This window comes from Paenibacillus sp. Z6-24 (genome assembly GCF_054161335.1).
The window spans coordinates 3,675,628-3,689,377 of the sequence record NZ_CP096398.1 but is presented as its reverse complement, the minus strand read 5'-3'; the positions used below and the strand labels follow the sequence as shown (position 1 = coordinate 3,689,377).

18 protein-coding genes are annotated in these 13,750 nt (G+C 49.5%); 11 read left to right on the top strand and 7 right to left on the bottom strand.

All coding sequences use genetic code 11. The annotated features are described in order from the left end of the window. Window positions 1-133: 133 nt before the first annotated feature. Window positions 134-610 (top strand): DinB family protein, encoded by a 477-nt coding sequence (locus M1D61_RS16000; RefSeq protein WP_052723598.1) that lies wholly within the window; start codon window positions 134-136, stop codon window positions 608-610. A gap of 104 nt (window positions 611-714) precedes the next feature. On the opposite strand, the gene M1D61_RS15995 is transcribed toward M1D61_RS16000, so the two are convergent. Then, entirely contained in the window at window positions 715-1,269 is a 555-nt protein-coding gene (locus tag M1D61_RS15995; RefSeq protein ID WP_458119642.1) for a hypothetical protein, read from the bottom strand. Between the two features lie 78 nt (window positions 1,270-1,347). Next, window positions 1,348-2,625, bottom strand: coding sequence for a cytochrome P450 (locus M1D61_RS15990; RefSeq protein ID WP_458119641.1), 1,278 nt, complete (start codon window positions 2,623-2,625; stop codon window positions 1,348-1,350). 203 nt (window positions 2,626-2,828) lie between these two features. Here M1D61_RS15990 and M1D61_RS15985 point away from each other — a divergent pair, with 203 nt between their 5' ends. The 9 genes from M1D61_RS15985 to M1D61_RS15945 all read left to right on the top strand — a co-directional run bounded on the left by M1D61_RS15985 (window position 2,829) and on the right by M1D61_RS15945 (window position 8,305). Beyond that, window positions 2,829-3,008, top strand: a complete 180-nt coding sequence (locus M1D61_RS15985) for a hypothetical protein (RefSeq protein ID WP_458119640.1) — start codon at window positions 2,829-2,831, stop codon at window positions 3,006-3,008. A gap of 54 nt (window positions 3,009-3,062) precedes the next feature. After that, window positions 3,063-3,536 carry an N-acetyltransferase family protein gene (locus tag M1D61_RS15980; RefSeq protein WP_458119639.1) on the top strand — a complete coding sequence of 158 codons (474 nt, stop codon included), beginning with the start codon at window positions 3,063-3,065 and terminating at the stop codon, window positions 3,534-3,536. A 227-nt stretch (window positions 3,537-3,763) separates the two neighbouring features. Beyond that, window positions 3,764-3,889: a hypothetical protein gene (locus M1D61_RS15975; protein ID WP_257790511.1), complete on the top strand. Its 126-nt coding sequence runs from the start codon at window positions 3,764-3,766 to the stop codon at window positions 3,887-3,889. A 167-nt stretch (window positions 3,890-4,056) separates the two neighbouring features. After that, a complete protein-coding gene (locus tag M1D61_RS15970; RefSeq protein ID WP_458119638.1) occupies window positions 4,057-4,716 on the top strand; it encodes a DUF2238 domain-containing protein in 660 nt (219 codons plus the stop codon). Between the two features lie 178 nt (window positions 4,717-4,894). Further along, window positions 4,895-5,422 (top strand): peptide-methionine (S)-S-oxide reductase MsrA, encoded by a 528-nt coding sequence (gene msrA / locus M1D61_RS15965; RefSeq protein WP_458122531.1) that lies wholly within the window; start codon window positions 4,895-4,897, stop codon window positions 5,420-5,422. A gap of 452 nt (window positions 5,423-5,874) precedes the next feature. Further along, a complete protein-coding gene (locus M1D61_RS15960; RefSeq protein ID WP_458119637.1) occupies window positions 5,875-6,609 on the top strand; it encodes a Bax inhibitor-1/YccA family protein in 735 nt (244 codons plus the stop codon). A 293-nt stretch (window positions 6,610-6,902) separates the two neighbouring features. Next, entirely contained in the window at window positions 6,903-7,190 is a 288-nt protein-coding gene (locus tag M1D61_RS15955; RefSeq protein ID WP_046212980.1) for an antibiotic biosynthesis monooxygenase family protein, read from the top strand. A gap of 200 nt (window positions 7,191-7,390) precedes the next feature. Then, a complete protein-coding gene (locus tag M1D61_RS15950) occupies window positions 7,391-7,612 on the top strand; it encodes a tautomerase family protein (RefSeq protein WP_458119636.1) in 222 nt (73 codons plus the stop codon). 54 nt (window positions 7,613-7,666) lie between these two features. Continuing rightward, window positions 7,667-8,305 (top strand): LysE family translocator, encoded by a 639-nt coding sequence (locus M1D61_RS15945; protein WP_458119635.1) that lies wholly within the window; start codon window positions 7,667-7,669, stop codon window positions 8,303-8,305. A 71-nt stretch (window positions 8,306-8,376) separates the two neighbouring features. Here the strand turns inward: M1D61_RS15945 and M1D61_RS15940 are convergent, their stop codons facing one another. The 5 genes from M1D61_RS15940 to M1D61_RS15920 all read right to left on the bottom strand — a co-directional run bounded on the left by M1D61_RS15940 (window position 8,377) and on the right by M1D61_RS15920 (window position 12,506). Next, window positions 8,377-9,318 (bottom strand): alpha/beta hydrolase, encoded by a 942-nt coding sequence (locus tag M1D61_RS15940; RefSeq protein WP_458119634.1) that lies wholly within the window; start codon window positions 9,316-9,318, stop codon window positions 8,377-8,379. A gap of 114 nt (window positions 9,319-9,432) precedes the next feature. Further along, on the bottom strand, window positions 9,433-10,401 hold the full coding sequence (locus M1D61_RS15935) for a type I phosphomannose isomerase catalytic subunit (protein WP_458119633.1): 969 nt from the start codon (window positions 10,399-10,401) through the stop codon (window positions 9,433-9,435). A gap of 104 nt (window positions 10,402-10,505) precedes the next feature. Next, complete coding sequence (locus M1D61_RS15930; RefSeq protein WP_458119632.1) at window positions 10,506-10,895, bottom strand: VOC family protein; 390 nt, start codon at window positions 10,893-10,895, stop codon at window positions 10,506-10,508. Between the two features lie 53 nt (window positions 10,896-10,948). After that, window positions 10,949-11,548 carry a class I SAM-dependent methyltransferase gene (locus tag M1D61_RS15925; protein WP_458119631.1) on the bottom strand — a complete coding sequence of 200 codons (600 nt, stop codon included), beginning with the start codon at window positions 11,546-11,548 and terminating at the stop codon, window positions 10,949-10,951. Window position 11,549: 1 nt separating this feature from the next. Beyond that, entirely contained in the window at window positions 11,550-12,506 is a 957-nt protein-coding gene (locus M1D61_RS15920; protein WP_458119630.1) for a TIGR01212 family radical SAM protein, read from the bottom strand. 522 nt (window positions 12,507-13,028) lie between these two features. Between M1D61_RS15920 and trmB the strand changes: the two genes are divergently transcribed. Beyond that, entirely contained in the window at window positions 13,029-13,736 is a 708-nt protein-coding gene (trmB, locus tag M1D61_RS15915; RefSeq protein ID WP_458119629.1) for a tRNA (guanosine(46)-N7)-methyltransferase TrmB, read from the top strand. The last annotated feature ends 14 nt before the right edge of the window (window positions 13,737-13,750 follow it).

Genomic DNA, 13,750 nt, shown 5'->3' with positions numbered 1-13,750 from the left:
GACTCTATCGCTTTCTGTAAAAAGAAGCTGTCCGTGCAGATAGCGGACAGCTTTTTGTTGTGTGCTATAATTTGGTAAAATTAAATTCAGAAGATAAATCCTGTTCACAAATCCCAAACAAGGAGTGCTGCATATGAATTCACTCAGCCACAGATTACAGGAACTGGTTATCCACTTTCAGGGAAAGTTAAATGATGTTCCACCGGACCAATTCAGCGCCAAGCCGCATGCCGGTCAATGGTCGCAAAAGGAGACACTCGGACATCTCTGCGATTCGGCTTCACACAACTATATCCGGTTTGTCAGTGTAGCATTGTCAGAAGAACCGGTTCGGCTGACTGATTATGATCAGGATCGCTGGGTGGAGCTGAATGATTATCAGAACAGCTATGACCAGCAGGATCTGGTCCTGCTCTGGATGACACGCAATCTGCAGATCGCGACACTGCTCAATCAGATTCCGGCTGAGGATTTTGAGAAGACATGCATTACCCGCAGCGGACAGGAGATGACGCTGAAATGGCTGGCGATGGATTATATCGCCCATATGATCCACCATTTCCGGCAGATGCTGGGCAGCGAACAGATGCAGGAGATTTTGCCGGAATAAAAGGCAGATATCCTGCTCTGCTATCAGCAGGATATCTGCCCTATCGGTCGGTATTCGCTATGTGTTCGGCGTTTGCCAGAGATACTGGGATCACGGCGCTAAGGTCAGGACTGGGATTCCTTGTCCTGGTCACGCTGCTCTCCGGCTACCCGCCAGCGGGAAGCATACTTTTCCAGCCGGGGATGAAGATGGGATGGTCGCCTTGTCAGCACGAGACTGACTTTGACAATCCATTCTTCAAAGGTGGAAAAGGAAGCGAACAGATTGGCCATTTCCGGTGTCATCAGGAGAAAGTAGGGAGAGGCATAATGATCGGTCAGCGTGCGCAGGGCAGCTTCGATCGGTGTGTATTTTTTGCGTTTGCCTTCCCAGTTCTCAATAATGATATCTTTGCGCCCCGTGTCGCGTCTCCATTCATGCAGTCGATCTTCACGCTTGTAAAAAGGTGAGACCGGCGCTTTGGACATGCGCTTGACGGTCTGTTCGTGCAGTGGATAGAGCACCAGCCGGTCAAAATGCATCCGGTCGGCAATCGCTGCAGCTTCTGCCAGCTCCTCATCCGTCGTGTTCTCGAACGAGTCGTAGAAGATCAGCGTACCTCTGAATTTCTCGACCGGTGGTTCATATCCATAAGAGACATGCTGTGTATCATGCGGCATCGTAGATTCCTCCTGAACAATGGGTTATGCATCCTATCACCCCATTTTACCGTAATCGTGCGTGCCGTCCTATCCCGCTTAGTTCTGCATCTGAACATTGCTCATAATGAACCGGCTCTCCGGAATTGCTGGCATCCGGGACAGGTCAATCGTCAGATCCTGCTCAGGCACATCATAGCGGATACGGGTGGTCAAGAATTCCAGGCTGACCCGCATCACATCAATCGTCAGCCATTCTCCGGCACAGCGATGATTCCGGTAATGATCGCCGCCGCCCTGCGGAATCAAATCGAACGGACTGCCGCTCCAGTGTTCAAACCGCTCCGGCCGGAACGTATCCGGCTGCTGCCACAACTGCTCGTCATGAGTCGTGCCATACACATCCAGAATCACCATGGTTCCTTCTTCAAACGGATAGTCTTTCCAGGTGAAATCCTTGCGTACCTGGGCGCCGAGAATCGGAGTGAACGGATAGAATCGGCGTACTTCCTGGACAAACCACTGGCTGTAGGTGTGATCACCGGCCTGCAGCGACTGTACCAGTTTCTCCCGGGCTTCCGGATAATGGTGCAGCGCGACAGCACTGAATACAACATAACGACCAATCGCCACAATCGGACGGATGATATTGATCAGTTCGACAGCTGCGACCTTGAGATCCAGCAGATTGCCCTCCAGATCGCGGTGCCAGGACATCGCATGGGCAGCCGTCTGTTCCGGAGCTTCCAGCTTGCCTTGGCGGATCTGCTGTATCAGATTGCCAATCCACTGTTCGGTCCGGCGGCGTGCCTGTCTGCCCCGGCGATGACGCATGCCGACCGCTCCAAATGATTCGACCATATCGCCCAGATCATCTGCGACCCGCTTGACATCACTTTCCTGCAGAGGCACTCCGGCCCACTTACAGGCGGCTCGGCACAAGACCTGCTGGGCTTCATCGAAGAGTACCAACTGCTCGGTACTCTGCCATTTGAGCGCGGCGGCTTCCCATTGTTGCTTCACCAATTCTTGAATTTCATTCAGCCGCTCCGAGGACATGAGCGACATGAACAGCTTTTTGCGATGCATATGAGCCTGACCATCAAGCGTCTGAACCCCTTTTTCACCGAACAGCGATTTCTGGATACGCTTGGGGATGGCACCTCCGCGCTGCAGCAGCTCTTCATTGTAAAATAGTTCTGCGCCTTCTTTGCCGCCGATACAGATCGCTTTTTGCCCCAGCATCCGGGTCTGGAAAATATTCGACTTGAACTCCTGACGGCGGTGCATGGCAAATTCATATCCTTCCGATAGCAGTCCGATACTGCCTTCGATTGTGTGGTCGTGTGGAATAGCTTTGTCTTTGTTATTGGTCATGGTAGGTCGACTCCTTTGTAAAAAAGTGATAGGAACAATCTGCAATCCATTTCGGCAGAACAGCTTGTCTGCGGATGACTCTATTCTTGAAGTTATTACCTCTGATCTACCCACAACTAACAACGGTATGATAAAATTTAGTGACAACTGCCGAATTGGTGAATTATGCATTCTGCAGAATCGATAGGGAAAGAGGGAGAATAATGACAGAGACAGCTGTAGGAGATGTAAGTTTGTGGACTATACTGCCTGTATTATGGCTTATTGTGTGTACGATTTTATTCGTAGTTGTCATCTACATTTTATTTCTGCTAATCAAGGTGCTGCGCCGTGCGATCCGGGCATTGGATATTTACCTGGATGAGAAAAAGAACAGGCTCTAAATATACAGTTACTTAGAAAAAAACTTACATATTAAAGAGGCCAAGGAGGAGAATATGATCACATTTGTGAAGACATCATCCGAGCTGTTGGAAGTCGAGCTGTCGATCATTAATTCCAATCCGTTTTACAATCGTATTATCAAAGGCAGGGAACAGCTCACTGCAGAGGAGATCCGGCAGGAGGTTACAGAGACAGTGGAACTGGGAGCAGAGCGGTATGTGATCTGCAGGAATGATCAGCCGATCGGAATCGTGGAGTACCTGTCGCTGAATCCGAATGAGGGTTATCCGTGGCTTGGTCTGTTCATGATCGGCAGGCAGTATCAGGGACAACGATGGGGACAGCAGGCTTTTCAGGCGTTTGAACAGCGTCTGATCGGTCAGGGAGTGGAGGCATTTCGCCTGGCCGTCAATCTGGAAAATGAGCTTGCCCACGCGTTCTGGAAACGCCAGAATTTCCAATATATCAAGCATTCGATTACTAGGGATAATATGGAAGTTATTATATACGAGAAAGAGCTTAATTAATAATTGGAAGTTATTATTTTCAGCGGTTTTCGCTGTACAGGTTTGTGCTTGCGAGCCCTTATGGAGCAAGCGATTACGGCATCCGGATTACTACGTTTACACACAGTTAATATAACGATAGTTGTCCTAACATATTTTTACAAAAATAGTGATTGACACAAACGGAACCCCCCCGTACAATGTGCTTAAACCGTTAAGGTTTTATTGAATTTACGGGAGGGACTCTCATGCTGCAAACCATTCAAAAGGTATTGGAATGGCTGTTCGTTAGCCGAAGCGGAATCTATCAGTTCGGTGACGTGTATTGTGAAGACAGCGGTTTTGTCGTCTACATCCCCCGAGAAGAAGATTGATAGCTACAGACATATAATAAATGCCGAATCAGCTGCAGATCCGCAGGCTATGCCTGGATTTGCGGCTTTTGTTTGTTCTATAGTATGTTACAATGGCACCACCAGACACATCACACTTACATAACGGATTTTTTCGAACTCTATATGCCAAAGGAGAAGTCTTGGAAATGAACAGATTACGTACAGGAAAGAAGCAGCGGCGGGAACAAAAGCTGCACATCCTGCTGCTGGTCATTGTGGCAGGTGTGCTGATCTGGTCAGCGGTATATCCGCATGACTGGTTCACCTGGATACTGGAAGTGTTCCCGGCGGTTATGGGCGGCGCTGTTCTGCTGATTACCTACCGCCAATTCCAACTGACCGGCCTCGTCTACAGTCTAATCGCACTGCATATGATCATTCTGTTGATCGGTGGGCATTATACCTATGCGGAGATGCCCTTATTTAACTGGCTGCGGGATGCTCTGCATCTGGAGCGCAACTATTATGATCGGCTGGGGCATTTTATCCAGGGATTTGTTCCGGCGATAATTGTCAGGGAGCTGCTGCTGCGCACGTCGCCGCTGCGACCGGGGAAATGGCTCGTTACGATCGTGATCTCCGTCTGCATGGCGATCAGTGCAGCGTATGAATTGATCGAGTTTGCAGTCGCAGGCCTTACCGGCACGGCTGCCGAAGCTTTTCTCGGTACACAGGGTGATGTATGGGATACCCAGTGGGATATGACATTTGCGCTGGGCGGCGCCGTCATCGCCCTGCTGCTGCTCAGCCGCTATCATAATGCAGAGCTGCGCCGACTGGAACATTCGCAGCCGACTCCAAAATGAGACGGGCAATTTCCTGACAACACGTTATAATAGAGAAGATGACAGAGAGCCAGCCTCAATATGCTGCATATGCAGTCCCGTCTGTCCAGAAAAGTTGGAGCAGACAATCCGGCTCAAGGCAGTTATCGCTTGAAGACTACCCAATTTACAGCTGAAAGGATAAATCAATATGGCAGAATTGCAAAAAGCAACATTCGCTGGCGGATGCTTCTGGTGCATGGTTACTCCATTTGAGGAATTGCCCGGCATTCATGGTATCGTATCCGGTTACACCGGCGGACACGTCAAGAACCCAACCTATGAGCAGGTTAAGACCGGCAATACCGGTCATTATGAAGTGGTCGAGATTACATTTGACTCGGAACTGTTTCCTTATGAACGTCTGTTGGAACTGTACTGGCCGCAGATTGATCCGACAGACGATGGCGGACAATTCCACGATCGTGGATCACAATACCGTACAGCGATTTTCTATCATAATGATGAGCAGCAGGAACTGGCACAAAAGACCAAAGCGGAAGTAGGAGCAAGCGGCCGTTTTGGCGACAAGCCGGTCGTGACCGAGATTCTGCCTGCCGATGTCTTTTATCCGGCCGAAGAATATCATCAGGATTACCATAAAAAGAACACCAAGCATTACAAGGAAGACCGCGAGAAGTCCGGCCGCGATGAATTCATCCATGAGCATTGGGAGAATCAGGTCTAACGTATAAGCTCCGTTATTCGATGCAAAAGGTTGCCGAGCATGTACGAGGTAGTCTCTGCAGCATAGGGGAAGCAAGTTGATAAGCAAGTATGGATGACAGCCAAATAACGGTATAAGGATCATTCTGTATGCTCCGGTGGAAGCCGGACAGGGACAGAACCTTGTACCGTTATTTTTTTTCTGTATCCGTTCTGGAAATAATACATATCTATACTGGAGGCAGCAGGCAATACGAGACAACGTTCCGTATTTATCGCTGGCCGGAGATTCTTATGAGACCTTGCTGAATATGTACACCTAGGATGATCGGCAGCTGCTGCAGCTGATTCGTCAGGCTGGTTTGTTATAGCATCATCAGAGCCGGTTAGCAGGAGTTATTCAATTTTCAGACAGAAATGCCGTTAATAATAAAGGATGTAATTTATTCATAATCGAAGAAAAGAGATGATGGTATGGCTTTGAAAAATCCGGTATTTAACAGCAGGACATTCTCGGAAGCGGGAGATTATGATCACAGGGAGTCCATGACGATTGCAGGCGCCGCAGGCAAAGCACTCGTATTGACCGTTCTGCTGATTCTGTCCGCTGCGTACACATGGTACTTATTTAACAAGGGCGAAGACGTCCGTACTTACATGATCGTCGGTATGATCGGCAGCCTCGTGATTGCACTGCCAACCGTATTCTTTCCCAAAATCGCTCCAGTCACTGCGCCGCTGTATGTAATCGTAAATGGTCTTGCACTGGGCGGACTGTCAGCCATGGTCGAGATGGTATATCCCGGTATTGCACTCAATGCGGTACTGATTACAGTAGGTATTCTGTTCTTCATGCTGCTGTTGTATGCGACGCGTATTGTGCGCGTAACGCCAGGATTGGCGATGGGGATTATGCTCTGTACGCTGGCGATTGCTTTTGTGTATCTGATTAATTTCGTACTGAGTTTCTTTGGCATGAGTGTACCTTATATTCATGATACCGGCTGGATCGGTATCGGAATCAGCGTATTTGTCGTCATCGTGGCAGCTGCCAATCTGCTGCTCGATTTCCGGACAATTGAGGATTCCGCTCAGGCCGGTGCGCCCAAGTATATGGAATGGTACGGTGCATTCGGATTGATGGTAACCGTCATCTGGATGTATGTGGAGATTCTAAGACTACTCAGCAAACTGGCCAGCCGGGATTAATTACTGCTCCGGCAGTATACAATGATATAGAGCTAAAGTAATAAAGCGATAAAAACCTGTACTTCCTGTAGAGTGCCTTTCGAAATAAAGGCATGGCTGCCGGGAATACAGGTTTTTTTGTGACCAAATCAATTATGGATAAATGGGACCAAAAATACGGACAACAATCAGGGATTGACGATGTACCTTTTATTCGTCAATATATGATACAAGCATAATCGCCTGGTTGCTGTTATGACAGCGATAGCAGCATTTCTAGGCCAGTTCACTATTTGGATGAAGGGGGTTACACGATGATTCTGGAAGTTGCCATACTGAACGTCAAGTCTGGACATACCGACGCCTTTGAAGCCAGCTTTGGTGAAGCCAGCGCCATCATTGCCGGCATGAAAGGATACCTGTCGCATGAACTGCAGCGCTGTCTGGAGATCGACAATCAATACATACTGCTCGTCCGCTGGGAGACACTGGAAGACCATACCGAAGGATTCCGGGGCTCGGAGCCCTATCAGGAATGGAAAAAGCTGCTCCATCACTACTACGATCCGTTCCCGGTTGTTCATCATTACGAATTGGCTTGATAAGGATAAGAGTTATCACAGAGGAGGAGTATTCATGATTACCATTTCACCCGTAAAATCAGATCATGCGGATCTGCATATACTGGTCGAGGAACTGGATACCTAGCTGTTGGAATGTTATCCATCGGATTTGGTTTCGTGCTTCATACGTGGTATTCTATTTCATTATCAGATGACAATTCCGGAAAGGGTGAAGAAAAATGCCATTTATCACTGTCAAAGTACTCGAAGGCAAGACGACCGAGCAGAAGCGTGAACTGGTACAAAAAATGTCAGAGCTGGTATCCGATGTGTTCGAAGTGGAAAAGGAGAAGATCTTTATCTTTTTTGAAGATCTGGCGCCGCATAATTACGGCAAGCATGGCGAACTGCTGCCTTATCTGAATGCTTCTGCTGAAGAGGAACCGGACGAACAGAAATAGACCGTATCGAATGGACATAGACAGTATTACAATGGATAGGGAGGAAATCGAAAGATGTGGGGCATTGAACATTACTGGTTGTTTGTGTTGTCGAGTATTCTGCTGAATATTACACCGGGCAGCGATACGATCTATATTTTGAGCCGCAGCATGTTCCAGGGCAAACAGGCGGGACTGATGTCCGTCTACGGTATTATTAGCGGCTCACTGGTACATACGCTGCTGGCCGGTCTGGGGTTGTCCCTAATCCTGATGCAGTCGGCACTTGCCTTTAATCTGGTCAAATGGATCGGTGCAGGTTATCTGATCTGGATGGGTATTCGTTCGCTGATGGCACGGCAGGAAGAGGGAACGATGCTCAAGCAGGTGGAGCAGCGTCCGCTTCGCAAAATCTATCTGCAGGGTATGCTGACCAATGTGCTGAATCCCAAGGTGGCGCTGTTCTATCTGGCCTTTATCCCTCAGTTTGTCAGTCCATCACAGGGAATGGGACCCATTCCGTTTCTGCTGCTTGGCCTCACATTCAGCACGACCGGATTGTTATGGTGCATTCTGCTCGTACTGTTCTCCAGCAAAATGTCGAACCGGCTGCAATCGAGTCGGGTATCCCGTTATTTGAACAAAATCACCGGCGGCATTTTCGTTCTGCTCGGATTGAATCTGCTGCGCACCTCACGGCACGTATCTTCCTGATTTCATTTCACAGACAGAGAAATAGTACACATTCAAATAGCCAGCAGACCGGAGTCGAGACGGTCTGCTGGCTATTTGGCTGCCGGATTATGGCGGCTGAGCCAGTCCAGAATATCAGCGGTTACTTCCTCACGGTTTGTATCGTTGAGCGTCTCATGCCGTGCATCCGGATACAGCTTCATTTCCACATCGCGAATCTGCAGATGCTGATACTGCTCATATAATTTGCGCACACCCTTGCCATAGCCACCTACCGGATCACGGTCGCCGCTGAACAGATAGACAGGTTTGTCCTTTGGGATCCGCTGCATATGGGCAGGCTGATGAATTTCGATCAGCAGCTGGAAGAAATGAACATAAAAACGCACGCTGGCGAGCTGTGCACAGTAAGGGTCATTGATGAACAGTGCGACTTCCTCGGGATCACGGGAAAGCCAGTCAAACCGGGTTTTACGTGGACGAGGCAGTCCACGGTTAAATGGACCGAATACGAGTGCATTCAGGAGCATACTGCGATGCATCGGTCCATACAGCCGACTCTGCAGCAGGGCTAGCCTTGCACCAGCCTGCAGCAGACCACGCGGGCCATTGGTGCCGGACAAGATGAATCCGTCATACAATTCGGGATGCTCATACATCAATTGCTGGACGATAAAAGACCCCATGCTGTGCCCAAGAATATACAGCGGCAGTGCAGTGTAGCGCTCATGAATCCAGCGTGACAGCATAGCCAGATCCTCTCCCATCCAGTAAAATCCATCTTCACCGGGATCACCAATATCTTCCGGTGTCGCTGCTGTCAGACCATGCCCGCGGTGATCATTGGCATAGACAGCATATCCGTGAGCGGTGAGAGACTGGGCCAGCCGCTGATAACGTCTTGCCGTCTCCGCCATACCGTGCGAGATTTGTACAATGCCCTGCACCGGCTGCTGCTGCTCATCAGGCAGCCATTCATAAATGTTCACATGAATACCTTCCTCATCTGTCATACGAAAAGTACGTTCCTGCATGATCTTCAGCTCCTTTCCATCCATAAATATAACCTGTACCAGAGCGATTATCACACTAGTACAGGTTAATGAAATTAAAATATAAGTTCAGCGCAATCCATCAGATAGCGATGATTAAGGCAGGTAGGAACGAATGACTGTGCAGCTGCCATCCAGCGTATATTCACCGAGGTTGGCAGGAAGCAGGAAGCATTGTCCGCCTTTGAGCGGTACATTGCCGTCGCTCCATGTGATGGAACCTTCGCCATTGGCTACGACGAGAATGGTGAAGCTCTCCGGTGTGGTGGACAGGTTCCAGGCACCGTCGACAATTCCTTTTTCTACAATAAAGTAAGGAGAGGTTGCCAGCGTGAGCCATTGTCCCGCAGACAGTCCATCGGTCTTCATCGTGGTGGCACCGGCACCTTCGTAAGCAATCACGTTAAGGGAATCCTCAATATGCAGCTCACGCGGCTTGCCATCCAGTCCCGGACGATCGTAGTCATACAGACGGTACGTCGTATCGGAGTTCTGCTGAATCTCTGCGACCAGCACACCGGCGCACAGTGCATGTACCGTACCTGCCGGAATATAGAAGGTGTCGCCGGCTTCCACCGGAACTTCCTGCAGTTCATCCATAATCTGATTGTTACGGATCGCTTCCGCCAGGGATTCACGGGTTACGCCTTCTTTGAGTCCATAGATAATTTTGGCGCCCGGTTTGGCATCCAGTACATACCACATTTCCGTTTTGCCCAGTTCGCCGGCTGGCAGTCCTTCATAATCATCGGTCGGATGAACCTGCACGGACAGATCATCATTGCAGTCGAGCAGTTTGATCAGCAGGGGAAAGCGTCCATTGGTCTCGGATACACCGCGTGTACCGAACCAGTCACGGCCCAGCGTCTCACGCAGCTGATCCAGGCTCTTGCCGTTCAGCTCGCCGCCGATTACCGATGTGGTACCATTCGGATGATCCGCGATCATCCAGCCTTCGCCAATCGCTCCTTCGGGAATCTCCCAGCCAAACTGTTCCAGCGCTCTACCGCCCCATACGCGTTCCTTGAATTCGGGTTGAAATTGCAGTGGGTATGGCTTCGTCATTAATCTCTCTCCTCCACATGGTCATATAGTTAACGTTCACCCCGTATGTATCGTTGTCCTATCCACAGACAATATTAGATGTAAAGCCCGGGGCTCTATCCATCTTAACGTGCAGACTGGAAAAATTCCAGACGCTCCCCATCCGGGCCGCTGAAAAAGAAGTACCGGCTTCCATTTGGCAGGGTCGTAATCTGCTGATCCAGATTGGAGAGATTCAGTCCATGGATGCGTGCATATTCTTCTTCGATATTGTCCACGGTAAAAGCGATATGGTGAACCCGTCCTTCTTCGGTCAATGTACCGGTATAGCCCTGCACCAGTTCCACTTCCGTCTCGCTGTGACCGGGAAAGGCAAGAAATGCCAGTCGGATCGCATCATCCACATGACCATTCGTTTCCAGATGCTGAAGCCCGATGACCTCTTCATAAAAGGTGATCGACTGCTCGATCGAACTCACCATAATACCTACATGCTCCAATTTGCGTACTGCCATAATGGATTCATCTCCTTCAAATAGAATAGTCTGCCTATCATTATATTATCGTGTTATCCTTTTGATTTCTTCTCGATCGCAATCAGATAGGGTGCATCACTGCGCTGCAGCTGGCGGTAGATGATGCACTGTGCCGCAGTGGTAGGCAGGGAAGAGGCCCACTGCTGCACAGCCTCGGCTTCTTCCGCGCCGCCAGCATGGCCGGGATACAATACAATGGTCAGCACACCACGTACATCCAGCAGCTCCAGCGCAGCTGTCAGTGCCGGCAGTGTCGATTCCGGACGGGTGATAACCGAAGTATCGCCTGCCGGCAGATAGCCCAGATTGAACATAACGGCCTGCAGCCGCCCGTGCAGCTCGGCAGGGATATGTTCCTTCATCCGATCATGACTGTCCAGGACCAGTTCGATCCGGGCTAATCTGTCCGGATATTCATACTTGCCGAGCCGCTCCGAGGTGCGGTCCAGCGCCTGCTGCTGAATATCAAAGCTGTACACCTGCCCGCCAGCGCCTGCCGCCTGTGCCAGCATCAGCGTATCTGCACCTGTACCGGCTGTAGCATCGACAGCTATTGCTTGTGGACCACCCTGGCTGCCCAGCCGTTCGGCAGCCAGCTTATGGGCATAACTAAGAACAGACAGAAATCCCATCTTAGCGTCCCCTCCAGTACTTGCCCTGCCACGTATCACGCTGCCGCAGCTCTTTGTCGATCGAGTTCAGCACTTCCCATTTGTTAAGACTCCACATCGGACCGATCAATAGATCGCGCGGTGCATCACCGGTCAGCCGGTGAACGATCATATCCGGCGGCAGGAACTCCAGCGTATCCACAATCAGTTTAATGTATTCGTCCTGATCGAGAAAGCGCAGCAATCCCGCTTCATACTGTTTGACCATTGGCGTCTTGCGCATCAGATGCAGCAGGTGAATTTTGATTCCCTGTACATCCATATTGGCTACAGCCCGCCCGGTGTCCAGCATCATCTCATGCGATTCCTGCGGCAGCCCGTAGATAATATGGGCACACACGCGAATGCCGCGTGCCCGCAGCTTGGCGACCGCCTCTTCATAGCAGGCCGTATCGTGAGCCCGGTTGATGAGCATGGAAGTGGACTCATGGATCGTCTGCAGTCCCATTTCCACCCATAGATAAGTCCGTTCATTCAGTTCAGCCAGATAATCGACCACATCGTCCGGCAGACAGTCGGGACGTGTAGCGATCGCGAGACCGACCACGCCGGGCTGTTCGAGAATGACTTCGTAATATTCGCGCAGCTCTTCTACCGGTGCATACGTATTCGTATATGCCTGGAAATAGCCGATATATTGGGCATTCGGCCATTTCTGGTGCTGCCGGTCACGAATGGTGTTGAACTGGGTGACCAGATCATCCCGGCGTCTGCCGGCAAAGTCACCCGATCCGCGCGCACTGCAAAACGTACAGCCGCCCTTGGCAATCGTGCCATCCCGGTTGGGACAGGTGAATCCTGCATCCAGCATTACTTTGAATACTTTTGTTCCAAATTGCTCGCGCATCTCGGTGTTCCATGTATGGAATCGTTTATCTCCCCAGAGAATCGGTGAGTCGGTCTGTTCTATAATAACCATACTACAAGCTCCTTTATGGTATATCCATATTCTGATTATTCCGTCAATCAACAATCCCTATTGTAACAAAAATAAATGAACAGAGGGGAAGGAATGCGGTCATTCTACTGTAGCTTAGCTTTGGGAGAGGTGCAGTGATTCTGCCCATAGCCAGCCTGTTATATTTCCAGGTTTTTCGATAGGAAATAAAGCTGCTGAAAAAAACAAATAACAGGCGTGTCATAGCGCTTTAAAGTGGTTAATAATAGGTGCACTTAGCTTAATTTTTTAATTGCATCATGGCTGCCGGGGAAATGGATTTGATTTTCCGACAGAAAATGGGTAGACTATGAATGCTTAAATTTGTTGGACCCCAATTCCAAATATAGAAAGAAGGATTTCCACGTGCTGCTTGCAGGATGAGGAAATCCTTCTTTCCTTTTATATACCTTTTAGCAGATAACTCTTTACATTTCCCGTTTTCTTCGTCAAAATAATTCCGTACGAAATAATGATGAGAATTATTCAAATCGGAGGACAAAGATGCGTTTAAGAGGTAGAAAAGGGATTCGTGAGGATCTGGAGCAGCAGCAGGACCTTGTCGTATTGAACCCTGAAGCTTATAAAGGAAAGTGGCGGGAGCGTTTTAACAATGATTATCCGATCCATGTGGAATTCGGAATGGGTAAAGGACGCTTTATCAGCCAGATGAGTGTCAAAAATCAGCAGGTCAATTATATCGGTTTTGATATGTATGATGAACTGGTACGCCGTGCCGCAGAGAAAACGCGTATTGCCTGGAACGAAGCGGAGTTGGGCGATCCAACGACGATTCAGTTGGCACTGGCCAATATCGAGAATATTGAAGATATATTCGCGCCGGGCGAGATCGAACGTGTCTATCTGAATTTCAGCGATCCATGGCCAAAGAAAAAGCACGGACGTCGTCGTCTGACGCATCCGCGTTTTCTGGAGAAATACTGCCGTCTGTTGAACACGCAGGGACAGATTCATTTCAAGACCGATTCGGAGACATTGTTCGAGTTCTCGATCAATTCCTTTGCCGATTACGGACTGCAGATGACCAATATCAGTCTGAATCTGCATCGCGATGGCATTAATGAAGAACATGTCATGACCGAATATGAATCCAAATTTATGGGTAAAGGGATGCGTATCCACCGCTGTGAAGTACTGGTAGGGCAGGAGGCCCTGCAGGAATACCAGAAGTCCCGTCTGGACAAATACTGATCCGGTACCCTGTT

Excerpts from the sequence above, each read along its gene's own strand:
- M1D61_RS15970 (WP_458119638.1), top strand. The coding sequence starts at position 4,057 with ATGAACAGATTACGTACAGGAAAGAAGCAGCGGCGGGAACAAAAGCTG.
- M1D61_RS16000 (WP_052723598.1), top strand. The coding sequence starts at position 134 with ATGAATTCACTCAGCCACAGATTACAGGAACTGGTTATCCACTTTCAG.
- M1D61_RS15940 (WP_458119634.1), bottom strand. The coding sequence starts at position 9,318 with ATGCAGGAACGTACTTTTCGTATGACAGATGAGGAAGGTATTCATGTG.
- trmB (WP_458119629.1), top strand. The coding sequence starts at position 13,029 with ATGCGTTTAAGAGGTAGAAAAGGGATTCGTGAGGATCTGGAGCAGCAG.
- M1D61_RS15975 (WP_257790511.1), top strand. The coding sequence starts at position 3,764 with ATGCTGCAAACCATTCAAAAGGTATTGGAATGGCTGTTCGTTAGCCGA.
- M1D61_RS15980 (WP_458119639.1), top strand. The coding sequence starts at position 3,063 with ATGATCACATTTGTGAAGACATCATCCGAGCTGTTGGAAGTCGAGCTG.
- M1D61_RS15995 (WP_458119642.1), bottom strand. The coding sequence starts at position 1,269 with ATGCCGCATGATACACAGCATGTCTCTTATGGATATGAACCACCGGTC.
- M1D61_RS15935 (WP_458119633.1), bottom strand. The coding sequence starts at position 10,401 with ATGACGAAGCCATACCCACTGCAATTTCAACCCGAATTCAAGGAACGC.
- M1D61_RS15990 (WP_458119641.1), bottom strand. The coding sequence starts at position 2,625 with ATGACCAATAACAAAGACAAAGCTATTCCACACGACCACACAATCGAA.
- M1D61_RS15960 (WP_458119637.1), top strand. The coding sequence starts at position 5,875 with ATGGCTTTGAAAAATCCGGTATTTAACAGCAGGACATTCTCGGAAGCG.
- M1D61_RS15985 (WP_458119640.1), top strand. The coding sequence starts at position 2,829 with ATGACAGAGACAGCTGTAGGAGATGTAAGTTTGTGGACTATACTGCCT.
- M1D61_RS15955 (WP_046212980.1), top strand. The coding sequence starts at position 6,903 with ATGATTCTGGAAGTTGCCATACTGAACGTCAAGTCTGGACATACCGAC.
- M1D61_RS15945 (WP_458119635.1), top strand. The coding sequence starts at position 7,667 with ATGTGGGGCATTGAACATTACTGGTTGTTTGTGTTGTCGAGTATTCTG.
- M1D61_RS15930 (WP_458119632.1), bottom strand. The coding sequence starts at position 10,895 with ATGGCAGTACGCAAATTGGAGCATGTAGGTATTATGGTGAGTTCGATC.
- M1D61_RS15920 (WP_458119630.1), bottom strand. The coding sequence starts at position 12,506 with ATGGTTATTATAGAACAGACCGACTCACCGATTCTCTGGGGAGATAAA.
- M1D61_RS15950 (WP_458119636.1), top strand. The coding sequence starts at position 7,391 with ATGCCATTTATCACTGTCAAAGTACTCGAAGGCAAGACGACCGAGCAG.
- M1D61_RS15925 (WP_458119631.1), bottom strand. The coding sequence starts at position 11,548 with ATGGGATTTCTGTCTGTTCTTAGTTATGCCCATAAGCTGGCTGCCGAA.